Genomic DNA, 23,227 nt, shown 5'->3' with positions numbered 1-23,227 from the left:
GCTTGCCCCCTTGATGGCTCATTACTTAAATCAAACCGTGAACTAAGCGCCACGGGAAGCCGGTTCACCCCCAGGCGTCAAGGGGAACGGAGCTGACCCCTCTGTTCCGAACGCGTTGTGTTCGCTCTGCTCTTCACCCCACCCGCATGGAGCCACGACATGAGACTCAGATCCTTGGGTGTCGCGCTCGCCGCCATGGCCGCGCTCATCACCCTGCCCCTGCAAAGACCGGCCGCCGCCGCCGACCTACCGCTGTCCCAGGGCAAGACGGCCACGTCCTCGTCCGACGAGAACGCGGGCACCACCGCCCCCTACGCCGTCGACGGCAACACCGCGACCCGGTGGTCGTCGGCCGCGACCGACACCCAGTGGTTGCAGGTCGACCTCGGCGCCACGGCCTCGGTCACCAAGGTCGTCCTCAACTGGGAAGCGGCGTACGGCAGTGACTACCGCGTCCAGATCTCCCCGGACGGGAGCACCTGGACCGACATCAAGACCGTGACCGGCGGCGACGGGGGAGTGGACACCCTCGACGTCTCCGGCCAGGGCCGCTACGTACGGATGTACGGCGTCCACCGCGCCACCCAGTACGGCTACTCCCTGTGGGAGTTCCAGGTCTACGGCGACACCGGCACGACACCGCCCACCACCTGCGACTCGGCCAACGCGGCGCAGGGCCGGCCGGCCACCGCCTCCTCCACCGAGAACGCCGGAACCCCGGCGTCCGCGGCCTTCGACGGCAACACCGGCACACGCTGGTCCAGCCAGGCCTCCGACCCGCAGTGGGTCCAGGCCGACCTGGGAACAACCCAGGACCTCTGCGGAATCGACCTCAACTGGGAGACGGCGTACGGCAAGGCGTTCCAGATCCAGGCCTCCACGGACGGCCAGAACTGGACCACCCTCAAGACCGTCACCGACGGCACCGGGGGCACAGCTTCCTACAACGTCACCGGGCAGGGCCGCTACGTACGGATCTACGGGACGGCCCGGGCCACCGGTTACGGGTACTCGCTGTGGGAGGTCGCCGTCCACACCGGTTCAGGAGGCACTCCGCCCGTGCAAGGCGGCGGCGACCTCGGCCCCAATGTCATCGTCGTGGACCCGTCGACGCCCAATCTGCAACAGCAGTTCGACCAGGTCTTCGCCCAGCAGGAATCGAGCCAGTTCGGCTCGGGCCGCTACCAGTTCCTGCTGAAGCCCGGCACTTACAACGGCATCAACGCCCAACTCGGCTTCTACACCTCGATCTCCGGGCTCGGCCTCAACCCCGACGACACCCACATCAACGGTGACATCACCGTGGACGCGGGCTGGTTCAACGGCAACGCCACCCAGAACTTCTGGCGTTCGGCGGAGAACCTCTCGCTCACTCCCTCCAACGGCACCGACCGCTGGGCGGTGGCCCAGGCCGCGCCCTTCCGCCGTATCCACGTGCAGGGCGGGCTCAACCTCGCCCCGGCCGGCTACGGATGGGCGTCGGGCGGCTACATCGCCGACTCCAAGATCGACGGTACGGTCGGCCCGTACTCCCAGCAGCAGTGGTACACGCGTGACAGCTCGGTCGGAGGCTGGACCAACGGCGTGTGGAACATGACGTTCACCGGTGTGCAGGGAGCCCCGGCGACCAACTTCGACAGCGGCCCGTACACGACCCTGGACACCACCCCGGTCTCCCGCGAGAAGCCCTTCCTCTACCTGGACGGCAGCGCGTACAAGGTGTTCGTACCGGCCAAGCGCACGAGCGCCCGCGGCGTCTCCTGGCCCAACACCGCCGGTACGTCCATACCGCTGGACCAGTTCTACGTCGTCAAGCCCGGCGCGACCGCGGCGACCATCAACACGGCCCTCGCCCAGGGCCTCAACCTCCTCTTCACCCCGGGCGTCTACCACCTCGACCAGACGATCAACGTGACCCGCGCCGACACCGTCGTGCTCGGCCTCGGCCTGGCCACGATCGTGCCGGACAACGGCATCGACGCCCTGCACGTGGCGGACGTGGACGGCGTCAAGCTCGCCGGATTCCTCATCGACGCCGGACGCGCCAACTCGGACACCCTGCTGCAGATCGGCCCGTCCGACGCCTCCGCCGACCACTCCGCCAACCCCACCACCGTGCAGGACGTGTTCGTACGCATCGGCGGCGCGGGCCCCGGCCTCGCCACCAACTCCGTTGTCGTCAACAGCGACGACGTCGTCATCGACCACACCTGGCTCTGGCGCGCCGACCACGGCGACGGGGTCGGCTGGGACACCAACCGGGCGGACTACGGCCTGCGCGTCAACGGCGACGACGTCCTCGCGACCGGCCTGTTCGTCGAACACTTCAACAAGTACGACGTGCTGTGGAACGGCGAACGCGGACGGACGATCTTCTTCCAGAACGAGAAGGCGTACGACGCGCCCAACGCGGCCGCCATCACCCACGACGGCATCGTCGGCTACGCGGCCTACAAGGTCGCCGATTCCGTCGCCGTACACGAGGCATGGGGCCTGGGAAGCTACTGCAACTACACGTCGGACCCGACGATCGTGCAGGCCCACGGCTTCCAGGTGCCCGTCAAAACGGGGATCAAGATGCACGACATCCTCGTGATCTCCCTGGGCGGCAAGGGCCAGTACGCCCACGTCATCAATGACACCGGCGCCCCCACATCAGGGACGGACACCGTTCCGTCGAAGGTCACTCAGTTCCCGTGACCGCAGGCGCCGTCGACTGACAGGCACGAGGGTGCCGGTGCTCTGCCCTACAAGAAGCCCGGCACCCTCCCGCCGTTCGCTCACGACCCGAGCGCCGCTCGCTGTGGGCTCCTGAGCGAGTGAGGTGGCTTCACACCGATGCCCCGTCCGAGTGGCGGGGTGCCACAGTCTCGTGCACGCAGCCGTCGCTGATCGGCCACTGGAAGAAGTGCGGCTGGCGAGTTCGCCCCGCAGCCCCGACAGCGCGGACGAGGCGATCCGCTCGGCGGCGGAGTCACGCCCCGTCGAGGACGTCACCCGGGTGATGCCGCTGCTGCACCAGCCTTCGGTCGCATCGCACTGCGCGGAGGAGGCCGTCCGGACGGTCGCCGCACGCCGGCCCGTCGAGGAACTCGTGCGGCTCATCGGCCAGTTGTCCGAGCGGCACGCCGCCACAGGCACTCCGGGGCGGGAACTCCCGATCGGGCCCCGCACACCAGGGCGCCGCTGCCCGGGGAGGCCGTCGGTCCGACGCCGCGGCCGGCAGCAGGGCGGGACCGCAGCACGCCTCACGACCGTGCCGCACGGCAGGCCCGGGAACGGGATGAGCGCGACCCGGCGAGGACCACCACGCTCCCGGACTGGCCGCGGTGGCTCACGGCCGCCGCGCTCGTCGTGTGCGGCCTCAGGCGTCTGCCTTTGCACCGGGACGGCGCGCCGCTCGGCGTCTACGGCTTCGCCGTCGGAGTCTGCGCGCTGTGTCTCGTGCTCGCCGTGGCCGTCCTCCCGCGCGGCGCGGCGCGGTGCCGTTGCTCGTCGCGGCCGTGCTGGTGCCGCGGCACTGGCCACCCTTCAGCTGCTGGAGGGGCGACTCCACTCGCGGGCCCTGTCCCGGGCGCTGGAAATCGGGGTCGCACCGTCCTGGGCGGCAGGTCTCGCCGCCAAGCGAACGGGACGCCACCCGGCACCGCGCCCGCCGGCCGACGCCGACCGCGTCATCGGCTGAGCGACGCGGCACCGGGAACTCGGCCCGCCCGACGCGTGGATCCACACTCCGCTCGCCGGGCGGGCCTTCCCGGGTCTGCCCCGCGTCTCACCGGCGCCCGGCAGACCGACGCGACCCACTACATCGCCCACGCACCACCGCGAAGGCAACTTCGCCTGTCAGTCAGATGTTTGACGCAGGATCAGGCTGACGAAGCCCCAGGTGTCGCGGTAGACGCGTAGCCATTCCGAGCGCCGGGTGGTCGCTGCCTCAAGTACCTGAGAGCTGTCCGGGTCGGCAGGGTGATCCAGGGCCCATGAGGCGAGCGAGCCCCAGCAGGCCCACTCGTAGGCGTCCAGCTCGCCGCGGGTGCTGACATGGCCGTGGACAGGAGTCCATCCGTCGGCGACGACACGGTCCACCGTGGTCGCCAGGTCGGAGTAGTCCCCGAGCATCTCGATGGCTTCGGGGGAGGGCTCGCGGTCCCAGAAGCCGTCACCGATCAGTACGCGTCCCCCGGGTGCCAGATGAGTGCGTGCCGCCGCGAGAGTGGGCAGCAGGCCGCCGAAGGCGTGCGTGGCCCCGACGCTGAGCACCAGGTCGAACGGGTGCGGGGAGGTGAAGCCTTCGGCTTCCTGGTGGTGGAGTACGAGGCGCTCCTCGACGCCGAGGCGGATCGCGGCCTGGCGTGCGTCCGCCAGGGAGCCCTCGGAGACGTCGACGCCCTCGGCGTACAGCTGAGGGTCTGTGGCGAGCGCGCGCAGAAGCCATTCCCCGCTGCCGCAACCAAGGTCGAGTACACGCTTGCTGCCGGGCGGCAGGCCGCGTTCCAGAAGCCGGCGTACGGAGTCGTCGTCGACGGGCGACTTGATCGGGTGGTCGGCGTGAGCGAGCTTGGACATCTGTTCATGATTCACCGGCGCAGCCTGGCAGCGCCGGTCGGTGCGCGCATCTCATTTTCGGCGGGGAGGAGCCTGGTGACTTGAGGCCGCCTTGCGGGCCAGGATCTGCAGCCCCGCCGATTCATGGCCGTTCATGGTGTTCACGGTGGTCCGTCGGGTGTCGACCGTCTCGAATGCGGCGAGCAGGGAGGTGAACCAGTCGGTCGCGTGGTGGCGGCAGACCGCGCCGTCGCTGGTCTCGAACACCCCGTAGGTGCCGTACTGTTCGGCGAATCGCGCGTAGCGCTCGCGGTTGCGCCGGTCGTCTTGAAGCGGCAGGTCGCTGAGGTACAGCAGTGCGCCGGGCTTGAGTACGCGGTGCAGCTCGCCGATCAGGCGCCGCTGGGCTTCGTCGCTGGGGATGCAGGTCAGCACCGCGAAGAGCACGACCATGTCGGCGCTCGCGTCCGCCCAGGCCAGTGTCGGCGGGGTGTCCAGCACCGCGAAGCGCATCGCGGGGTGCAGGCCGCGGGCCCGGGTGATCATCCCTGACGATGTATCGACGCCGGAGAGATTGCCGAAGCCCTGCCGTTCCAGCTCTTCGAGGGTTCGTCCGTACCCGCAGCCGTAGTCGAGGATCGCGGCGCTTGGGCCCACGCCGTCCAGCCACGGTGTGTGCAGCGGGTGCGTGAACCGCTTCGTCGCCGCGGCGGCGTCCCAGTAGGCGGTCTGGCTGTCGAGCTCGGACACGGCGGATCCCTCCATCGGCGTTTCGGGGAGAGGCTCACGCTGCCATGAACTCGGGGTGTTCCACCAGGTAGTCGCCCCCGGGCACGACACCCCCGCCCGCCGGCCCGTTCGCGCAGCCTGTTACGCGGTGGCCCGTCGCGCGTACACCTCGATCTCGATCTTCATACGGGGATCGAAAAGTTCGCACATCAGCATCGTCGCGGCCGGCCGGACCTCGCCGAAACACCGGCGCAGGACCGGCCAGCAGGGCTCGAAGTCCTCGCGGTCGGGCAGCAGATACCGCACCCGCACGACATCGGCGAAGCCGCACTTCGCCTCGGCCAGCGCGGCCTCGATATTGCGCAGGCACTGCGCGGTCTGCTCCACCACGTCGTCGGAGATGGTCATGGTGGCGTAGTCGAAACCGGTCGTCCCGGACACGTGAACCCAGTCGCCGTCGACCACGGCACGGGCATAGCCGATCTGCTCCTCGAACGTCGAGCCGCTGAGGATCGCACGTCGCTCCGTCATGCGCGGAACGCTAAGCAACCAGCGCGGATACGTCTAATACCGCAACAGGCATGACCTGATATCTCTAGGCGTATGGAGCGCCCCGAACTTCCCCTGCAGCAGCTGCACGCCTTCATCGTGCTCGCCGAGGAACTCCACTTCGGCCACGCGGCCGCCCTTCTGGGCATCGCACAACCGCCCCTGAGCCAGCAGATCCGCCGCCTGGAGGACAAGGTCGGCCACCCGCTGTTCCATCGCGAACCGGGACGCGTCACCCTCACCCCGGCGGGCCGGGAACTGCTGCCCGCGGCCCGGCGAGCCCTCGCCGACCTCGCGGACGGCCTCGCCGCGGCCCGGGACATGGGCAGCGGCCGGGCCGGCCGTTTGCGGATCGGCTTCGCCGCCTCCCTCGCCCTGACCGTCCTGCCCGGCGTGTTGCGCACCTTCCGGGAGCGGTTCCCCGCCGTGCACCTGGACATCCACGAGATGACCACCGCACCGCAACTCGCGGCCCTGCACGACAAGACCATCGACATCGGCCTGCTGCGCGAGCCGCCCGCCGACGAAACACAGCTCGGCTTCAAGACCGTACTCACTGAGCCCTTCGTGGCCGTGCTGCCCTCCGCGCATCCGCTCGCGGCCCAGCGGACCATCCGGGTAGGGCAGTTGGCGGACTCGCCCTTTGTGCTGCTGCCCCGTCATGTCGGCCCGCGGCTGCACGACCAGATCGTCGGCTTGTGCACCGCGTCGGGCTTCACGCCCCGGGTGGCCCAGCATGCCGTGGAGTGGCAGACCGTCTGCGCCCTGGTGGAAACCGGCCTGGGCGTCTCCCTCGCCCCGGCGAGCATCCGGCGCATCCGCCTCAAGGGCATCGCCTTCCGCGGGATCGAGCCCAGCACCGCCCGCACCCGAGTCGCCGTCGCCTGGCGCGAGAACGACCCAAGCCCCCTGGCCGCAAGCCTTCTGGCGACGGTCAGCCAAGATCCGCCGAAGAGGCCCTAGGAGCGTGTCTCAGTAACGGGCAACTGACCGGGTGGTCGTGATCGCTGGGATCGCTCGCGGTCGCCCGGCCGGTGTCCCGCGGCGGCGGTGGCTGGTCCTTCCGGTTCGGGAATCGACTGGACAGGGGCTGACGGCCGGGCCGGTCAGGCGATTGCCGCGGTGAGACCGGCCGATCCGGCGTGTCGGAAGATCTTGCGGAAATTGTGGCAGGCGGCCAGCAGCTGCCACTCGCTGCGGGCACTGTCCTCGCCGCGCAGGAGTAGCTGGCGGCCGTTCTGGCAGGTCACGATCTGGCCGAAGACGGGTTCGACGATGGCCTTGCGGCGGCGGTAGGCGGCCCGGCCGGGCTTGGTCCGCAGCTTGCGGGCCATGCGCTCCTTCAAGGTTGCGTCTTTGGGGATGCGTCCGCGGGGTGCGGGCGGGACCTGTTCGTCGTGGCCGAGGCGGCCGGTGGCCATGAACGTGTCGGTTCCGCAGGCCAGTTGGCGTTCCTTCGCGGCTTCGAGGTTCGCCTCGGAGCAGTAGCCGGCGTCGACCAGGGCTTGCTTGGGGTGGGCGCCGGTGTTGACGGCGGACTGGTCGAGCATGCTGGTGTAGTTCAGCGCGTCGGAGGCGTTGGTCGTCACGTCGGCGGCGGTGATGACCTGGTGGGCCTCGTCGACGACGGCCTGGGCGTTGTAGGCCTGGATGTAGGCGCCGTCGCTGTTCTTCATGATCCGCGAGCCTGGGTCGGTGAAGTTGGCCTGGGCCTTGGGCTTGGGCCGGGCCTTGGCGGCAGCCTTGTCGCCCGCGTCGGTGACAGCCTGATCGTCGCTGGTGCCGGTGCGGTCCTGGCGGCGGCGTTCCTTCTCCTGCGCGTGGCGGCGTGCCTTCGCAGCGGCCTCGGCCTCGATCTGCGCGCGGGCGGCCTGCAGCCTGGCGAGGCGCTTCTCGCGTCGGCCCAGCTCGGCGGGCAGGTCGGTCTCTTTGCCGCCGACGCCGAAGGCCTGGTCCTCGGCGGCGTCGGTGGCCTCAGCGTCGGCCAGCAGAGCGGCGGCCTTGGCCTCCAGTTCGGCAATCTCGGCCTCGATCCGCTCCTCCTTGTCGACCAGGCGGCCGTAGCTCATCGCCTTGTGTTTGGAGGCGTTGGCCTCCAGTTTCGTGCCGTCCAGGGCGACGCGGCCCATCTTGACCATGCCGAGCTTCTGCGCGAGGTGCAGCGACTGGAGGAACAGGCTGCCGAGGGTGTCCAGGTGGCGGCGGCGGAATCGGGCGATCGACCGGAAGTCCGGAGCCTGGTCGGCGGCCAGGAAGCGGAACGCGACATCGTCCACGCAACGACGCTCGATCGCCCGGGAGGAGCGGACCCCGGTGGTGTAGCCGTAGATCAGCAGCCGCAGCATCAGCCGCGGGTCGTAGGGCGGGAAGCCGCGCTTTTCGGTGTACTCCGCGAGGATCGGTGAGAGGTCGAGCACCTCGTCGACCAGGTCGGCGACGAACCGGGCCAGATGATCCTCGGGCAGCCAGGCATCCAGCGACGGCGGCAGCAGCAGGATCTGGTGCGGGTCGAACGCCCGGAACGTTTTATCCACCGCCGCCGCACAACGTGGCGGCTGTTTGCCCTCGGCCGGCTCGACCTCGAACAGCCCCTCCTGATCACGCATACCGGGATCATCCCGCACAAGTGATCACCAGACACGCGCGGGTTGCCGGTTACTGTGACTGAGCACGCTGGTTGGCCACTCTGAGCATTGCAGCTGGCCGGCCCACGGCGACGCGTGCGCCAGCTGTCAGGCGTCGAAGCGGCGGCGGGCGGCCTCGATGTGACCGAAGTACTGGTGGGTCCAGCCGCACATTCCGTCGACCGTTGCGCGCAGGGCTTGACCCGGCTCGGTGAGGGTGTATTCGACCCGCGGTGGGACGGTGGGGTGCACGGTGCGCTCGACCAGGCCGTTGCGCTCCAGCATGCGCAGGTTCTGGGTGAGCATCTTGTGGCTGATGCCCTCGATCTCGTTCCGCAGCTCGCTGAAGCGCAGGGTGCGATCACCGAGACCCTCGACGATGAGGAACGCCCACTTGTTGGCGACGTCGGAGAAGATCTCCCGCGCCAAGGAGCCCGCACGCGCCAGGTCTGCATCCTCGGGCGAGCCTGTGAACTGCTTGGTCACCATAAGGTTCTCCAGTCACTGAAAAGTGCGTTCTTCCACGTCAGCGTCCACTCTCTTACAGTTTCTGAGTAACCACAAGAGAGTAAGCGTCTCGGTCGGCGCGGACGCGAGCCCACAGGCGCTCAGGACGAGGAGACAGGCAGCATGGCCATCACCTTTGTGAACCCCAGCGGATTGCCCAAGATCGACGTCTACCGGCAGGTGTCGATCGCATCCGGGTCGAGGCTGGTCTTTATCGCCGGGCAGGTCGCCTGGGACGCCGAGGGAGTCACGATCGGCGAAGGCGACCTCGCCGCCCAGGTCGAGCAGAGCTATCTCAACGTCGGCACCGCCCTGGCCGAGGTCGGTGGCTCCTTCGACGACGTGGCGAAGCTGACCTTCTACGTCGTCGACTGGACCCCCGACAAGATGCCCCCGCTCCTGGAAGGGATCTCCCGGGCAGCCGCGAAGCTGGGGGTCACCCCGGCCCCGCCGACCACGCTGATAGGCGTTGCGGCACTGGACGTCCCCGACCATCTGGTCGAGATCGAAGCCACCGCGGTCCTCGACTGAACAGGTGCTGTGACGGGACGCGGTAGTTGGAACCATGAGGGTGTGGTGACCTTGCGATTCGGACCCCGCAGGTCACGCTTGTTGGAACCACATAGTCACACTGCTTGCAACCTGCGGTGAATTGCCATTCATGTTGGAACCCGCGTCGATATACCGGTTCGAGACGCGCGGGCGAAGCTGCCTCACCCGGCGGCTGATGACCGCCGTGCACATCACCAGGGGACTACGCCAGCGTCTTGGAAGAACCTGCCGGTCGGGCCGTCGTCCGGCAGGGTCGCCAGTTTGATGGCGATCGCTGCGCCCTGTTCGGGGGTACGCACGCCGCGGAAGCCGTTGAGGTCGGTCGCGACATAGCCGGGGCAGCCGGCATTGATCAGGATGTTCGTGCCGCGCAGCTCCCGGGCGTACTGGAGGGTGACGGCGTTCAGGAACGTCTTCGACGGCGCGTACGCCACGGCCACCGGACCCGTCATCTGCTCAGCAGCGGTTCCTGACTGCCGGGTGAGGGAGCCGACACTGCTGGACATGTTCACGATCCGCGGTGAGGCAGAGCGGCGCAGCAGCGGCATCATCGCGTTGGTGACGCGGATGACGCCGATCACGTTGGTCTCCACGACCGTCCGGATGGTGGCGGGATCGACCCGGGTGGGCTCCTGTGGCATGCCGCCGGTGATGGCGGCGTTGTTGACGAGCACGTCGAGGCGCCCCGCCTGTTCCTCGATCAGCTGTGCGGCGGCGGTGGCGCTCGCGTCGTCGGTCACGTCCAGCGGTACGCCGAACGCGTCGACGCCGGCCGCGCGCAGTTGCTCCACCGCTGCCTCACGGCGCTGATCGTCTCGGGCGCCGACGCCGACGCTCCAGCCGAGGGCGCCCAGGCCCATGGCGATCTCGTAGCCGATTCCCTTGTTCGCGCCGGTGACCAGCGCAATCGTTCGTTCGCTCATGGGGACCATGCTGCTCTCGGACCCCGGCGGGGGTCCAAGACCGATCGGGTAGGCAGCGATACCGTCAGGGTATTGATCCGGAGTACCGTGGCGGCATGGAGACCCGGGAACTGCGATATTTCGTCGCTGTCGCTGAGGAGCTGCACTTCGGGCGGGCCGCGCAGCGGCTCGGGATCGCGCAGCCGCCTCTGTCACGGGCGATCCAGCAGCTCGAACGCCGGCTCGGGGCAGCACTGCTGGATCGGACCAGCCGCGCCGTCACGCTGACCGCGGCCGGCTCGGTGCTGTTGGCCGAGGGCCGGGCGGCCCTCGACGCGGTCGACGCCGCCGAGCGCCGGACCCGCCGCGCAGGCCTTTCCGCGACCGGCCGTCCCGGCCTGGCCCTGGTCACGAAGGCCAGCGCGTCCAGAGAACTGCTGGCCAAACTGCTCGACGCGTACGCCGCCGAACCCGGCGCGGTCCCCGTCGACGTCATCCTGTGCGGCCCTGCCGAGCAGCAACGACTCCTGCGCGAGGGCCGGGCCGACGTGGCGCTGCTGCACCGGCCGTTCGACTCGACAGCCGGGTTCCACACCGAAGAACTCAGCACGGAGGGCCAGGTTGTGGTCCTGCCGGCCGGGCACCCGCTCACCGTCCGCGCCCATGTGCACATGGCCGACATCACCGCCCTGCCTGGCCTGCCCCTGCCACTCTGGCCCGACTCCGACGGCACCTACCCGCCCGGCCCCGGCCCACAAGTCCGCGACCAAGCACAGTTGCTGCAGCTCGTCGCGCTCGGCCGCGCGTGCGCGGTCGCACCGGAGTCGTGCCGAGCCCAGCTGCACGATGACCTCGCCGCCGTGCCCGTGCTGGACGCGCCAGCAGTTACCACCGTCATTGCCTGGCCCCCACACAGCCGGTCCAGAGCAGTCGCCGACCTTGTCCGGACTGCGACACGTCTCTAGTAGTTCCAACATGCCTGGCCAGGTTCCACCTATCGTGTCCCGGCTCAGGTGCTCTTTGCCACTGAGCGCCGGAATGGCCAACTACGGCGCTCAGTGGCCAACCAGCGTGCTCAGTCACAGTTACTGACCCACGCTCCTAGCCGGCAAGGTGCCGGCGTTCTCCGCTGTGCACGGCTGACAAGCGGGGGCCGCGGCGAGGAGGACAGCCGGGCGGGCGCTCTCGGTCACTGCCTCCCGGCTCGGGTCAGGGCGTCCTCGGCCTGCGCGGCCAGGGCGGCGACGAGGTCCGCCGCATGGGGGAGGTCGGTGATGAGGTCGACCGCCTCGCCGGCCCATACGGGCAGCGGGGGAACCTCGCCCCGTGCCACGTCGACCTGGTAGGCCCGTTGCGCCTGGGGATCCGCGGCGAGTTCCGCTTCCCGGCCCCGCCATTGGTCAAGGTAGCGATGGCCCAGGGTGCGAGCGGTGTACCGCGAGGGCCACTGGGAGCCGCGGGCGATGTCGAGGACACGGTTTCGCTCCGTGTCCTGCCCGCGTCCCTCGACGATCGCGGTGGTGATCGACGGGTGGACGACGGCTTCGGCCGTGGCCTGGAAGCGGGTGCCGATGACCGCCCCCGCCGCACCCAGGGCCAGGGCCGCGGCCACACCGCGGCCGTCGGCGATCCCGCCGGCCGCCAGCACCGGCACAGGTGCCGCCAGGTCCACCACCAACGGCACGAACGGCAAGGTGGACCGTCCGTGCCGGGAGCCGTGCCCACCGCTCTCCGTGCCCTGCGCCACGATGAAGTCGGCGCCCAGGTCCACCGCCTGCCTGGCCTCCTCCAGGTCGGTGACCTGAAGGATCAGTGCCGCGCCCGCCCGGCGGATGCGCTCGGCGAAAGGGCTCGGGTCCCCGAAGGACAACATCACCGCCCTGGGGCCGTGCTCCAGTACCCGTTCGACCGCGCCGACGTCGATCGCCCAGGTCCACAAGCCGACACCCCAGGGGCCCGTGGTGCCCTTCGCCACGATGGGCACCTCTCGGGCCAGCCAGTCCGCGTCCCCGTTCCCGGAGCCCAGCAACCCGAGCCCCCCGCCGCGTGACACGGCCGCCGCCAGTTCACCACCGGCCGAACCCCCCATCGGCGCCAGCGCGATCGGATGCCGCACACCGAACAGCTTCGTCAACGCCGTCGACAACGTCATGACCCTCATCCTGTCCCAGGCCACCACTGAAGGTCAGCCCCCGGTACGCCCGCCGCACAGATCACTCTCCGTGACCTTCGCGGCCGGATGACTCTCCGCCGAATGAGGTACTGGTGAGCCTTTGCCTGCCCCCGGTTATCCTGCCTCGTCCCGAACAGGCCAGGGAGGTCCCCCACCATGAGCAGCACCACATCGTCCTTTCCCGAGCGGATCGAGCTCTCGGGGGAGGGTCTCGTCCTCCGCGACTGGACGGAGGCGGACCTGGCCGCGATGCCGGAGCTGTTCGACCATCCCGACATCGCGTACTGGACGCCGATCGTCTCCCCCTTCGACGACGCGGCCGCCCGCGCACGGCTGGACCGGGACCGGCAGCTGCGGGCGGAGGGCACGACCATCCTGCTCGCCATCACCGTCGACGGCGGCGCACCGCTCGGCGAGGTGATGCTGCGGCGTGCCCCCGAGGGCACGGAGCTCGGCTACGCGGTCGGCCCGGCGCACCGCGGCCAGGGGCTGGCGGCGCGGGCGGTGCGGGTGATGGCCGCGTACGCCTTCGAGCAACTGGGCGCACGGCAGGTGATCCTGGAACTGGAAGCCGAGAACGCCGCCAGCGTCGCCGTGGCCACCAAGGCGGGCTTCCACCTGCTCGACGTGCCGCTGATCACGGGTGAGGAGAAGGGGCGGCCCTACGCCCTGCAGACGTGGGGCCGGAACCGCCCCTGACCCTCAGCCTCCACCACGAGCACCCGATCGCACGCTCACCCCAGGCCCGTGACCGCCGGCTTCGGGAGGAACAGACCGGCCCCGCGTCCGCCCGGCTTGTGTCCTACGGGGCTATGCCGACGCCCTCGATGCGGCTCCAGGCCTTCTCCTGTGCCGTGGTCAAGGCCGGCCAGTCGAGTCCGCCCGGGCGGGCGGCGACACGGGAGGCGTACGGCGAGGGGTGGAAGCCCGGATCGTAGAAGCATCCTGTGCCGTAGGCGCGGTCGAACGTGGCGCAGGACGCCGCGATCGACCGCGGGTTCCGCTTCCTTCCGCTGCGGACCCATGTGTCCAGGGCGGAGAGGGAGTTGGCGTACTCGGAGTCGCTCAGTTGGCTGTGGTCGTGTTCCTCGGTGAATGTCTGCACCAGGTACTTGTCCCGGTGGGCGCCCTGAAGGGTGGCACGGTAGGCCGCCTCGTGCTCGACGAACGCCGTCGGGTCGTCGATCGCGTGGAGGGTGAGCACGGGGAGGGCGACTTTGCCCGTGAGGTCGCTGTCGTAGGACAGGTCCCGGACCGCGGTCGGATCGGCGGAGAACCGTTCGACTCCGGCGTTGAGCGCCTCGTCGTCGTGCGATCCGGCGTACGACACCTTCTGATTGCCGAACGGGTTACGGCCGCCGAGGCGGTTGTGGACCATGTCGCGGAACGTGAAGGTGGCGAAGCGCAGATGGGACTCCAGGGTGCGCTCGGGGATTCTCGTCTCGCCGTTGACGCCGATCACGTGCCGGGAATCACCCGCCGTCGGATTCGAGGGTGCCGGTGGTGCGGAGCGCGTCGCTGGTGTCGAGGCCGAGGCGGGCCGACCACGCCAGGGCCTCGTCGAGCGGGGCGTCGTCGTCGGCCAGGCGGGCGGCAGCGAGGGTGGGCGGTGCCTTGCCCTCGTCCAGCAGGACGGTCCACTGCCGTGCGGTGAGGGACAGGTAGCGCAGGTCGGGCAGGTCGGCGAGGACGGTCAAGTCGCGGACATCGGCCCGGGAGAGATCCAGGCCGCGCAGGTTCGGGACGGCGCGCAGCGGGGCGATGTCGACAGGGCCGGTGGTCCCCAGGCCCAGAGAGGTGAGATCGCGGTGGCCTTCGAGCGGGGTGAGGTCACCGCCGTCCAGGGTCACGCGCAGCGACTCGACGGGCAGTGTGCGAAGCGGCGCCAGGTCGGCGGTGGAGCAGCGGTTGAGGTGCAGCAGGCGCAGGTTCGGTCCGGCGATGAGTGGGGTGAGATCGACCGGGCCGACGGCGTCGTTGATGTGGATGGCCTGAAGGGTGGGCGGAATCTCGTCGGGGATCTCGCCGATGATCCTGCTGGGGCCAGAGCCGCGGGCGGGCTCCAGCAGGGAGATGTGGTCGTCGTGCTCCTCGTAGGCTCCCTGCTTCAGCAACTCCAAGTAGTGGCCGAGCAGCGAGGTCACCGAGTCGGCGACGAGGGCCGGACCGTCGTCGTAGTCGCGGCCGATGCAGATGACCTGCCCGGGGCGGCCGTTCCGGGCAGGGGACACGTCCACCGCCAGATAGTTGCCGTCCTCGCCGGTGCCGAAGGGCAGCCAGGCAGGGTGCCCGCCGCAGCGACGGACGGTGCCGGGCGGGGCGGGGTCGAAGACGACCGAGTTCCAGGCCAACTCCCAGCCGTACCAGACCGGTTCGCGCTGGCCGGCGTGGACGGCGACCATGTCCTCCAGCGCCAGCCAGGCGTGACGCCCGAACAGGTAGCGCTGTTCGTAGCCGATGCCGTCGCCGTCCGCGATCATGTACAGCGCGCGCAGGTCGGCGGGCAGCGGCCGGCCGATGCGGCGTTCGGCCTCGTCGAGTGCCGCTGCCGACGCGGGCGGCGGCAGTTGCTCGGGCCGCCCCAGGATTGCGGCTCGCCGCCGCAAGTACTCCCGGAACCGCGCCACCGCCAGCTCGGGATCGCCCTCCGGGGCGGCCGTACCCCCCTCATGCTCACCACCGGGCTGGGGGAGCCGGTAGCCGGTGTCCAGAACGGCCTGGAAACCGCCGTCCCGTCCGCGCAGGCTGGTGATCGCGTCCGTGGTCGCGACCAGTCCGTACTCGCCGGACGGCCGGCACTCGATCTCCAGGCTGGTCCGCTCCCAGCCCCGGACCTTCCTCAACGCCTCCGCCAGGTTGCCCAGTTCCGCGAAGGGGCTGGGCACCGGGCTGCGCCACAGGGGTCTGCCGGGGACGGAGTAGCCACCGGACACCGAGACTCCGCCCCGGCCCGCCGTGCTGGTCAGTATCGCCCGCGTCCAGCCTGCCGGCGCGCTCGCGACGATCTCCTCGGCGATCCGCCGCGCGGCCCGCTCAACCATGTGATGCCCCCGTCTTGTCGATGCTGCCGGTCATCATGGCAGTGGGCACTGACAGGGCTGACCGGCCACCGTTCCTGGACCGGCGCGCGCTCCAGGATCAGCCGTTTGACGGGGTACGCGGATCCGGGTTCTTGGTGCGGACTGGAGCGCAGGGATCCGAGCTCAGGGCACGGAGGGGAGTGTGCGGGAGCGCAGCCGAGAGGCCGCCGCCGATGTCCTCAGGAATCCGTGTACTCGCCGATCTGCACCGACGATTCCCTGAAATCCGGCGAAGCCTCGTGGAACGCCCTCCCAGGCCACATGAACACACAAGCGCACCCCACGAACGGGGCCCCGGATCGTGGCGTGGCCGGCACCGTGCGGCGCCGGCCACGCGGGAACCTACGGACGGTCAGCCATCGCTACCGCTCGCTCGGCTGCGCTGGCGCAGCGAGATCTGGTTGCCGTCCGGGTCCACTGCCTCGATGCGGACGCCGAACGCGTAGTCCTCCGGTTCGGGCCGGTCGAATGTCACACCGCGGTCGCGAAGCACCGTGAAGTCCTTCCTCAGATCGTCCGATTCGAGGAAGACCGCACCAAGCCCGGTGCCCGGCTCCACCTCGGCCGGCTGCCCCGAGGCAGCAGCGCGAGGCCAAAGGATGATCTCGAGTGAACTGCCGGGGACGCCGACGGTCAGGAAGCGTCCTTCAGGACCCGGATGGTCGACGCGCTTCTCCAGGCCGAGCTGATCCGTATAGAACGTCAGCGCGCGGTCTTGATCGGTGACATGCAGCGTCACATACATGATGTTTGTCAGCATCGTGTTGTCCTGTCCATCTAGGGGGTCGTGTTGCTTCGTCACTTCACTGACGGACCTCGACGGGAGAATGTGACGGATGGACGGGAAGACCCCGCCGGCCGAGTTCGTCGATCTTGTCCACAGGGCGGTTTGCCGAAAATCGCTTCGAGCGCCGTGGCGGTTGCCTCTAGCGTGACCTGATGACAACTCAGGTGATCGTGTTGAACGGCGGGTCCAGCTCGGGCAAGTCCGGGATCGTCCGGTGTCTGCAGGCGGTACTGCGGAATCCGTGGCTTGCCGCCGCGGTCGACTCGCTGATTGAGGCGATGCCGGCTTCCCTGCAGACATCGGACGCAGGGATCGAATTCGCCGCGGATGGCGGTGTGAATGTCGGATCGGAGTTCCGGGCGCTGGAAGCAGCATGGATGGAGGGGGTTGCCGCGATGGCCCGTGCAGGTGCCCGGGTCATCGTCGATGACGTCTTCCTCGGCGGAGCCACGTCCCAGGAGCGGTGGCAGAAGGCTTTGGGCGGACTGGACGTGCTGTGGGTTGGCGTCAGGTGCGAGAGTACGGTCGCCGCGGGCCGCGAGATCGCCCGCGGGGATCGGGGCCAGGGAATGGCCGCATCGCAGGCGGAGATGGTTCACCGGGGCGTGGTCTACGACCTGGAGGTGGACACCACGCACACGGAGTCCCTGGACTGCGCGCAGGCTATCGCCGCCCAAGTCAAGTGATCGAAAGCCCGACTGTCGGCCGTGAGGGTTCACAGGGCTGGTCGCCTGCGCCCGGCCCCCACGCACCCTGGACATCGGCGAGGACGTCTCACCGCCTGCCCTTCGTGTCACGCAGCCAGCCCTCGAATTCAGCGGCGACGATGCGCTCGTCATGCACGCCGACCGCGTCGTCGGACGCCAGCCAGACGATGGGCGGGCCCATCACCGTGGGCTCCAGGAACTCCCGGCCCTCGGGCATGGTGTCGAGGGGGAGCATCCCCGTTACGGTCGGGCCCCCGGGCAGGAGCAGGTTGACAGTGATGCCCGTGTCGCGCAGGTCGGCGGCCATGATCCGGGACAGCGACTCGCTGCCGGCACGCGACGGCCCGTAGGGGACGAACCCGGCCCGGTGCATGGTCGAATCGCTCACCGAGATATTGACGATGCGGCCGCCGCCGGCGGCCAGCATGCGCGGCGTGACCTCGCGGGCCACCAGGAAGTAGCCGGTCAGATTGGTCTCGATCACCGCACGGAAGCCGTCGACCGGCACCTCCCAGAAGCCCTGCGGGTGCGTCATGAAGCGCGGGTTGACGGTGCGCATGCCGATCCCGGCGTTGTTCACCAGCATGTCGATGCCGCCGAGCCGCGACCACGCCTGGTCGACCGCCTTGGCCACCGATGACTCGTCTCGCACGTCCATCTCGATGCCGACCGCCCCCGGCAGTTCGGCGGCGGCCGAGCTCGCGCGCCGGCCGGATCGGCCGGTCAGCGCGACCGTCGCTCCCGCCGTGGCCAGGGCGGAGGCCATCGCGAGTCCCAGTCCGCTCGTCCCACCGGTCACCAGAATCTTCATCGGATACCCCAGTCCCACGAACGGCCCCCTCGTGCTCGCCGGCCGTGGTCGTCGGCCGCGTTGAAGCACTCATGACCGCGACGCTAGGACTTGGAGAACGCTCGAAGTCAAGCCGCGGCGGGCATTCGGGCCGACTCGCTCCACCTCCCAGCCGGGGCACCGGCATCGCCGAGATCGCTTGCTGCCAGAAGTGACCGTGCGCGGCATGGCTGGTTTCGTCGACGCCCCCTTTCTCACCTGCGGGTCGAGCACTACTGCTTGACGATGTGCAGGGCGCGGTCCGGATCGATCGAGAGGGAACACATGCGATGACTCATACGGGGAGCACCGGCGAGAGCGAATTGAGGATGGCCAAACCCGAGGTGCGGGCCGCCTCCAGCCAGGAGGAAATGACGTCGTTCGACGAGATCTACGACCAGCCGGACCCCAGAGACTTCTTTCGCGTCCTGGGCCGCTGGGACTATCAGACGCCTCAGCACGCCCAGGGGGTGTTCCGCCGCATGGCCGCAGCCCGCGCGCGAACCGCCCGCGCCACCGACCCGGTGACAGTGCTGGACATCTGCTCCTCGTACGGCATCAACGCGGCCCTCCTCAACCACGATCTGACGCTGGAAGACCTGTATGCCCACTACACGTCCCCGCAGGCAGCAGCGCTCACCACGGCTGAGCTGATCGAGTGGGACCGGGCCTACTACGCAGCACATCGACGTCCCGACGCGGTCCGAGTGATCGGACTCGACACAGCTGCGAACGCCATCGACTACGCGCTCGCCGTCGGTCTGCTGGACGAGGGCTTCGCCGAGAACCTGGAAGTGGCTCCTCCCACCGCTGCCTTCCGGCGCGCCGCGCAGCCCACACGGCTGATCACCGTCACGGGCGGAGCCAGCTTCCTGTCCCCCCGCACCTTCCAGCCGCTCGTTGCCGCCGCCCACCGACAGGTGTGGGTCGCGGCGTTCGTTCTGCGTACGGGCTCCTACCAGCCCATCGCCGACGGGCTGACGCCGTACGGTCTGATCACCGAGAAGGCGGCTGCCCCGACGTACCCGCAACGCCGCTTCACGAGCGCGCACGAGCAGCGGCACGCCGTTAACGCGGTGACCGCCGCCGGCGAGGATCCTCGCGGGAAGGAGACCGCCGGTTACTTCCACACATCGGTACACCTGTCACGGTCCACGAACGACGCGACAGCCCACCCGCTCGCCACCTTTCTGCGAGATGTCTGAGACCGGTGCGCGTCAGCGTGGACGAGCGGCGCTCGGCCAGTGTGAGCATCGAAGTCGGGTCGCGCGCCGCCCGTGTCGTTATCATCTGATTGATGGGCAATCCATACTTTTGCCTTGATAGTGCAGCTTTCCTCCCGGGGTGGTCGATGTCCCGCAAGCGCCCGTCGGGCGACGGTGACGAGCTGCTGGCCAGACTCGGGTGGCTGACCGCTCAGGCGCGTGAACGCGCGGAGTTCCAGCGCTCGCAGGTCGAGCTGGCCATCGAGCTGCAGCGCGGCATGCTCCCGGGAGACATGCCGACCGCACCCGGGTTCGACGTGGCCGTCCAGTACGCACCGGCCTGCTACGGCCTCAATGTGGGCGGAGACTGGTACGACGCCTTCAAGCTGCCCGATGAACGCATCGGTCTGTCCATCGGCGACGTTCAGGGGCACAACATCGAGGCGGCCGCGTTCATGGGGCAGGTCCGGGTCGGCCTGCGCGCACTCGCCTCCGTCACGAGCGAGCCGGGAGAGCTCCTCGCCCGGACGAACGACCTTCTGCTGTCGATCGGCGCAGGCCTCTTCGCCACCTGCACGTTCATGCGGCTCGACCCGTCCACCGGAGTGCTGGAGAGCGCACGGGCCGGACACATCCCCTTCGTCTGGGCGACGGCGGACGGAAAGTCCGGCATCGCCGAGGACGAAGGGGGGCCGCCGCTCGGCATCCAGGTGGGCATGGAGTACCCGGTGACCCGGTACCGGCTCACCACGGGGGGAGTGTTCGTCCTGCTGACCGACGGTGTGGTGGAGGGACCTTCGATGAGTGTCGACGAGGGGCTCGACCAGGTGGTGCGGCTCGCGGGCATCGCTGCCGTGGCGGGTATGTCGGCAGGCTCGCTCGCCGCCGCGGTGATCAAGGGTGCCGAGCGTGTGGGACACGAGGACGACGCGGCCGTACTGGTGGTCGGCCACGACGCCGCCGGCCTTCAAACGTAGGGCCGGGCGCCACTCTCGCCTCGCCGACGAGCTGCCGTCGGTGTCTGATGGCTGCTGTGGTGGCTACACCTGAGCTGCGCCGACCGGTCGTCGTCGCTCTCCAGACGCTGGCGGTCGCGGCCTGCTATTACGCGGCAGGGCGGCTGGGACTCCTGCGGCAGCTCGTTGTCGAGGGCGCGGTGTTCACGCCCATCTGGCCGCCCACGGGCGTGGCGGTGGCCAGTCTGTTGATCTTCGGGATCCGCTGCTGGCCCGGGATCGCACTCGGTGCCCTCCTCGTCGTCCTGTCCCTCACCTCGTTCGATCCCTCCGCGATCGGCATCGCTGCGGGCAATACCGTCGCCCCGGTCTGCGCCTATCTCATGCTGCGCGCGGTGGGCTTCCGTATGGAACTCGACCATTTGCGCGATGGACTCGCACTGGTGTTCCTGGGGGCCCTGGTCAGCATGCTGATCAGCGCGACCGTTGGCGTCGGCCTTCTGGTCCTCACGGGCAAGCTCGCCGCGGACAGCTTCTGGACGGTCTGGTTGGGATGGTGGGTGGGCGACGCGATGGGTGTCCTGATCGTCGCTCCCGTGCTCCTCATGCTGTACATGGCACGCCGGCCGCTGAACCTGTCGCGATGGAAGGAGGCGACGGCGATGACTCTGGTGGCCTGCGTCCTCGTGCCGCTGGCCACGCACAGTCCGATCAGTCTGCTGTTCCTCGTCTATCCGCTGCTGATCTGGGCGGCACTGCGTTTCCCGCATACGGGCAGCGTGCTGTGCGCCCTCTTCGCCTCCGTCATGGCCACCATCGCGGCCACGGACGGGGTCGGCCCGTTCGCCCGGTTGAGTGAGGTCGAGGTGATGATGAAGCTTCAGGCCTTCAACGGATCCATGGCCCTGACCGCGCTGCTCCTGTCCGCCGTGATCACTGAGCAGCGCAATACAAGACGCTCCGTGGAACTGGCCTGCCAAGAGCTGGTGGAAGTCCTGGAACACCTCGGGAATCCATCGGCCACGCCGCCGCCTGCGGCCGGCGACGGCCGACGGCGACAGCACGGAGCCCAGTGAGTCGCTCCCGTCGTCACACAGCAGACTCCCCGGCTTTCCCGCGAAGGGCGGCCCGGTTGTGCCGAGAGCGCCTCCCGGCGCGGCCGGAGTCATCCTCCCCGCACACGGCCGCGGCGTTCGCTGAGGAAAGATGAGACCACAAACGAAGAAGAACCGATGTGGAGGTGCGGGCACATGCAGCACGAGCGAGCGGGCAGTCCGGCAGGCCCCGAGGATCTCGTCGACGTCGCCCGGTTGGTCACCGCGTACTACGCGCTCCACCCCGACCCGGCAGAGCCAGGCCAGCGCGTCGCCTTCGGCACGTCCGGACACCGCGGCTCGTCACTGGCGACCGCGTTCAACGAGGACCACATCGCCGCGACGAGCCAGGCCATCTGCGAGTACCGCGACAGCCAGGGCATCGACGGCCCCCTCTTCCTGGGCGCCGACACCCATGCGCTGTCGGAGCCCGCGAAAGTCACTGCCCTGGAGGTGTTCGCGGCCAACGAGGTGTCGGTGCTGCTCGACAGCGCGGACGGCTACACGCCCACTCCGGCGGTCTCGCACGCCATTCTCGCCCACAACCGCGGACGGTCCTCGGGCCTCGCGGACGGGGTCGTGGTCACCCCGTCCCACAACCCGCCCGCCGACGGTGGCTTCAAGTACAACCCGCCGAACGGCGGCCCGGCAGGCTCCGAGGCGACCTCCTGGATCCAGGACCGGGCCAACGAACTCATCGCGGCCGGCCTCAAGGACGTACGGCGCATCCCCTACGCCAGGGCGCTGACCGCCCCCGGCACCGGCCGCTACGACTTCCTCGGCACCTACGTGGCCGACCTGCCGCACGTGCTGGACCTGGACGCGATCCGCGCGGCCGGGGTACGCATCGGCGCGGACCCCCTCGGCGGGGCCTCGGTCGCCTACTGGGGACGCATCGCCGAACAGCACGCGCTCGACCTGACCGTGGTCAACCCGCTCACCGACCCCACCTGGCGATTCATGACGCTGGACTGGGACGGCAAGATCCGTATGGACTGTTCGTCGCCCTATGCCATGGCCTCGCTCATCGGGCAGCGCGACCGCTTCCGGATCGCCACGGGCAACGACGCCGACGCCGACCGCCACGGGATCGTCACACCGGACGCCGGGCTCATGAACCCCAACCACTACCTCGCCGCCGCCATCTCCTATCTGTACTCCCACCGGGAGCAGTGGCCCGCGGACACGGGGATCGGCAAGACGCTCGTGTCGTCCGGGATGATCGACCGGGTCGCCGCCGACCTGGGCCGTCGACTCGTCGAAGTGCCCGTGGGATTCAAGTGGTTCGTGGACGGGCTGGTCAGCGGCTCACTCGGGTTCGGTGGCGAGGAGTCGGCCGGCGCGTCGTTCCTGCGGCGCGACGGTTCGGTGTGGACCACCGACAAGGACGGCATCATCCTGGCCCTGCTCGCCTCCGAGATCACCGCGGTGACCGGGAAGACGCCGTCGGAGCACTACGCCACACTGACCGCGCGTTTCGGCGAGCCCGCGTACGAGCGCATCGACGCCCCGGCCTCCCGCGAGGAGAAGGCCCTCCTCGCGAAGCTCTCGCCCGCACAGGTCACCACGGACACGCTGGCCGGAGAAGCGGTCACCGCGGTCCTCACCGAGGCTCCGGGCAACGGCGCGCCCATCGGCGGCATCAAGGTGACCACCGCCAATGCCTGGTTCGCGGCCCGTCCGTCGGGCACTGAGGACGTCTACAAGATCTACGCCGAGTCCTTCCTCGGAACCGATCACCTCCGCCAGGTACAGGAGGAGGCGAAAGCCGTGGTCTCGGCCGCATTGGGCGGCTGACACAGGCGCGTGATCGGCGACGAGGCGTACAGCGCGCTCGGTGCGCGGCGCCAGAGCCATTCCTGAGTGGGCCGGCGAGGGCTGGTGCCGGTAGCAGCCCTCGCCCGCCACAGGAATGGATTCGCGCCTTCGTGGGTGAGGTCGATGGGTGGCACGGGTGCGGGTTCCGCCCACACCACCGATGAGTTCAG

At 69.5% G+C, this 23,227-nt stretch carries 20 protein-coding genes and 1 pseudogene; 10 read left to right on the top strand and 11 right to left on the bottom strand.

Annotated elements, in window-relative coordinates; translation table 11 throughout:
* Nucleotides 1-159: 159 nt before the first annotated feature.
* Nucleotides 160-2,700, top strand: a complete 2,541-nt coding sequence (locus tag OIC96_RS01905) for a discoidin domain-containing protein (RefSeq protein WP_330309641.1) — start codon at nucleotides 160-162, stop codon at nucleotides 2,698-2,700.
* A gap of 1,143 nt (nucleotides 2,701-3,843) precedes the next feature.
* Here the strand turns inward: OIC96_RS01905 and OIC96_RS01900 are convergent.
* The 3 genes from OIC96_RS01900 to OIC96_RS01890 all read right to left on the bottom strand — a co-directional run bounded on the left by OIC96_RS01900 (nucleotide 3,844) and on the right by OIC96_RS01890 (nucleotide 5,805).
* Nucleotides 3,844-4,581, bottom strand: coding sequence for an SAM-dependent methyltransferase (locus OIC96_RS01900; RefSeq protein ID WP_330309642.1), 738 nt, complete (start codon nucleotides 4,579-4,581; stop codon nucleotides 3,844-3,846).
* Nucleotides 4,582-4,617: 36 nt separating this feature from the next.
* Nucleotides 4,618-5,295, bottom strand: a complete 678-nt coding sequence (locus OIC96_RS01895) for a class I SAM-dependent methyltransferase (protein ID WP_330309643.1) — start codon at nucleotides 5,293-5,295, stop codon at nucleotides 4,618-4,620.
* Between the two features lie 120 nt (nucleotides 5,296-5,415).
* Nucleotides 5,416-5,805 carry a RidA family protein gene (locus OIC96_RS01890; RefSeq protein WP_330309644.1) on the bottom strand — a complete coding sequence of 130 codons (390 nt, stop codon included), beginning with the start codon at nucleotides 5,803-5,805 and terminating at the stop codon, nucleotides 5,416-5,418.
* A gap of 72 nt (nucleotides 5,806-5,877) precedes the next feature.
* On the opposite strand from OIC96_RS01890, the gene OIC96_RS01885 reads away from it, so the two are divergent.
* Nucleotides 5,878-6,786 carry a LysR family transcriptional regulator gene (locus OIC96_RS01885; protein ID WP_330309645.1) on the top strand — a complete coding sequence of 303 codons (909 nt, stop codon included), beginning with the start codon at nucleotides 5,878-5,880 and terminating at the stop codon, nucleotides 6,784-6,786.
* A 143-nt stretch (nucleotides 6,787-6,929) separates the two neighbouring features.
* Here the strand turns inward: OIC96_RS01885 and OIC96_RS01880 are convergent, their stop codons facing one another.
* Together OIC96_RS01880 and OIC96_RS01875 are read right to left on the bottom strand one after the other, a co-directional pair.
* On the bottom strand, nucleotides 6,930-8,357 hold the full coding sequence (locus OIC96_RS01880) for an IS1182 family transposase (protein WP_443058528.1): 1,428 nt from the start codon (nucleotides 8,355-8,357) through the stop codon (nucleotides 6,930-6,932).
* Between the two features lie 198 nt (nucleotides 8,358-8,555).
* Nucleotides 8,556-8,936 (bottom strand): winged helix-turn-helix transcriptional regulator, encoded by a 381-nt coding sequence (locus tag OIC96_RS01875; RefSeq protein ID WP_019074009.1) that lies wholly within the window; start codon nucleotides 8,934-8,936, stop codon nucleotides 8,556-8,558.
* Nucleotides 8,937-9,077: 141 nt separating this feature from the next.
* Here OIC96_RS01875 and OIC96_RS01870 point away from each other — a divergent pair, with 141 nt between their 5' ends.
* Nucleotides 9,078-9,485 carry a RidA family protein gene (locus tag OIC96_RS01870; RefSeq protein ID WP_330309646.1) on the top strand — a complete coding sequence of 136 codons (408 nt, stop codon included), beginning with the start codon at nucleotides 9,078-9,080 and terminating at the stop codon, nucleotides 9,483-9,485.
* 212 nt (nucleotides 9,486-9,697) lie between these two features.
* Here OIC96_RS01870 and OIC96_RS01865 read toward each other — a convergent pair whose 3' ends face one another.
* Nucleotides 9,698-10,429, bottom strand: a complete 732-nt coding sequence (locus OIC96_RS01865) for an SDR family NAD(P)-dependent oxidoreductase (protein WP_330309647.1) — start codon at nucleotides 10,427-10,429, stop codon at nucleotides 9,698-9,700.
* Nucleotides 10,430-10,524: 95 nt separating this feature from the next.
* Here OIC96_RS01865 and OIC96_RS01860 point away from each other — a divergent pair, with 95 nt between their 5' ends.
* Entirely contained in the window at nucleotides 10,525-11,373 is an 849-nt protein-coding gene (locus OIC96_RS01860) for a LysR family transcriptional regulator (RefSeq protein ID WP_330309648.1), read from the top strand.
* 224 nt (nucleotides 11,374-11,597) lie between these two features.
* On the opposite strand, the gene OIC96_RS01855 is transcribed toward OIC96_RS01860, so the two are convergent.
* A complete protein-coding gene (locus OIC96_RS01855) occupies nucleotides 11,598-12,560 on the bottom strand; it encodes a nitronate monooxygenase (RefSeq protein WP_330309649.1) in 963 nt (320 codons plus the stop codon).
* A 177-nt stretch (nucleotides 12,561-12,737) separates the two neighbouring features.
* Here OIC96_RS01855 and OIC96_RS01850 point away from each other — a divergent pair, with 177 nt between their 5' ends.
* Nucleotides 12,738-13,280: a GNAT family N-acetyltransferase gene (locus tag OIC96_RS01850; RefSeq protein WP_330309650.1), complete on the top strand. Its 543-nt coding sequence runs from the start codon at nucleotides 12,738-12,740 to the stop codon at nucleotides 13,278-13,280.
* A 103-nt stretch (nucleotides 13,281-13,383) separates the two neighbouring features.
* Here the strand turns inward: OIC96_RS01850 and OIC96_RS01845 are convergent.
* From OIC96_RS01845 to OIC96_RS01835, 3 genes and pseudogenes are all read right to left on the bottom strand, one after another.
* Nucleotides 13,384-14,025 (bottom strand): annotated as a pseudogene (locus OIC96_RS01845) (hypothetical protein); the annotation flags it as partial.
* Between the two features lie 28 nt (nucleotides 14,026-14,053).
* On the bottom strand, nucleotides 14,054-15,622 hold the full coding sequence (locus OIC96_RS01840; RefSeq protein ID WP_330309651.1) for an SMI1/KNR4 family protein: 1,569 nt from the start codon (nucleotides 15,620-15,622) through the stop codon (nucleotides 14,054-14,056).
* Nucleotides 15,623-16,013: 391 nt separating this feature from the next.
* A complete protein-coding gene (locus OIC96_RS01835) occupies nucleotides 16,014-16,421 on the bottom strand; it encodes a VOC family protein (protein ID WP_330309652.1) in 408 nt (135 codons plus the stop codon).
* Nucleotides 16,422-16,600: 179 nt separating this feature from the next.
* Here OIC96_RS01835 and cpt point away from each other — a divergent pair, with 179 nt between their 5' ends.
* Entirely contained in the window at nucleotides 16,601-17,134 is a 534-nt protein-coding gene (gene cpt / locus OIC96_RS01830; RefSeq protein ID WP_330309653.1) for a chloramphenicol phosphotransferase CPT, read from the top strand.
* A gap of 88 nt (nucleotides 17,135-17,222) precedes the next feature.
* Here cpt and OIC96_RS01825 read toward each other — a convergent pair whose 3' ends face one another.
* Nucleotides 17,223-17,966: an SDR family NAD(P)-dependent oxidoreductase gene (locus OIC96_RS01825; RefSeq protein WP_330309654.1), complete on the bottom strand. Its 744-nt coding sequence runs from the start codon at nucleotides 17,964-17,966 to the stop codon at nucleotides 17,223-17,225.
* A gap of 308 nt (nucleotides 17,967-18,274) precedes the next feature.
* On the opposite strand from OIC96_RS01825, the gene OIC96_RS01820 reads away from it, so the two are divergent.
* The 4 genes from OIC96_RS01820 (at nucleotide 18,275) to pgm (ending at nucleotide 23,036) form a co-directional block, all read left to right on the top strand.
* Complete coding sequence (locus OIC96_RS01820; RefSeq protein ID WP_330309655.1) at nucleotides 18,275-19,189, top strand: hypothetical protein; 915 nt, start codon at nucleotides 18,275-18,277, stop codon at nucleotides 19,187-19,189.
* A 146-nt stretch (nucleotides 19,190-19,335) separates the two neighbouring features.
* Nucleotides 19,336-20,166 (top strand): PP2C family protein-serine/threonine phosphatase, encoded by an 831-nt coding sequence (locus OIC96_RS01815; protein ID WP_330309656.1) that lies wholly within the window; start codon nucleotides 19,336-19,338, stop codon nucleotides 20,164-20,166.
* 47 nt (nucleotides 20,167-20,213) lie between these two features.
* Nucleotides 20,214-21,221 carry an MASE1 domain-containing protein gene (locus OIC96_RS01810; RefSeq protein WP_330309657.1) on the top strand — a complete coding sequence of 336 codons (1,008 nt, stop codon included), beginning with the start codon at nucleotides 20,214-20,216 and terminating at the stop codon, nucleotides 21,219-21,221.
* A 174-nt stretch (nucleotides 21,222-21,395) separates the two neighbouring features.
* Nucleotides 21,396-23,036, top strand: a complete 1,641-nt coding sequence (pgm, locus tag OIC96_RS01805) for a phosphoglucomutase (alpha-D-glucose-1,6-bisphosphate-dependent) (protein WP_330309658.1) — start codon at nucleotides 21,396-21,398, stop codon at nucleotides 23,034-23,036.
* The last annotated feature ends 191 nt before the right edge of the window (nucleotides 23,037-23,227 follow it).

The sequence above is a fragment of the Streptomyces sp. NBC_00775 genome (assembly GCF_036347135.1).
GTDB lineage: Bacteria > Actinomycetota > Actinomycetes > Streptomycetales > Streptomycetaceae > Streptomyces > Streptomyces lutosisoli.
Note: the sequence above shows the minus strand (reverse complement) of the source record. Positions and strands in the feature narration are given on the sequence as shown.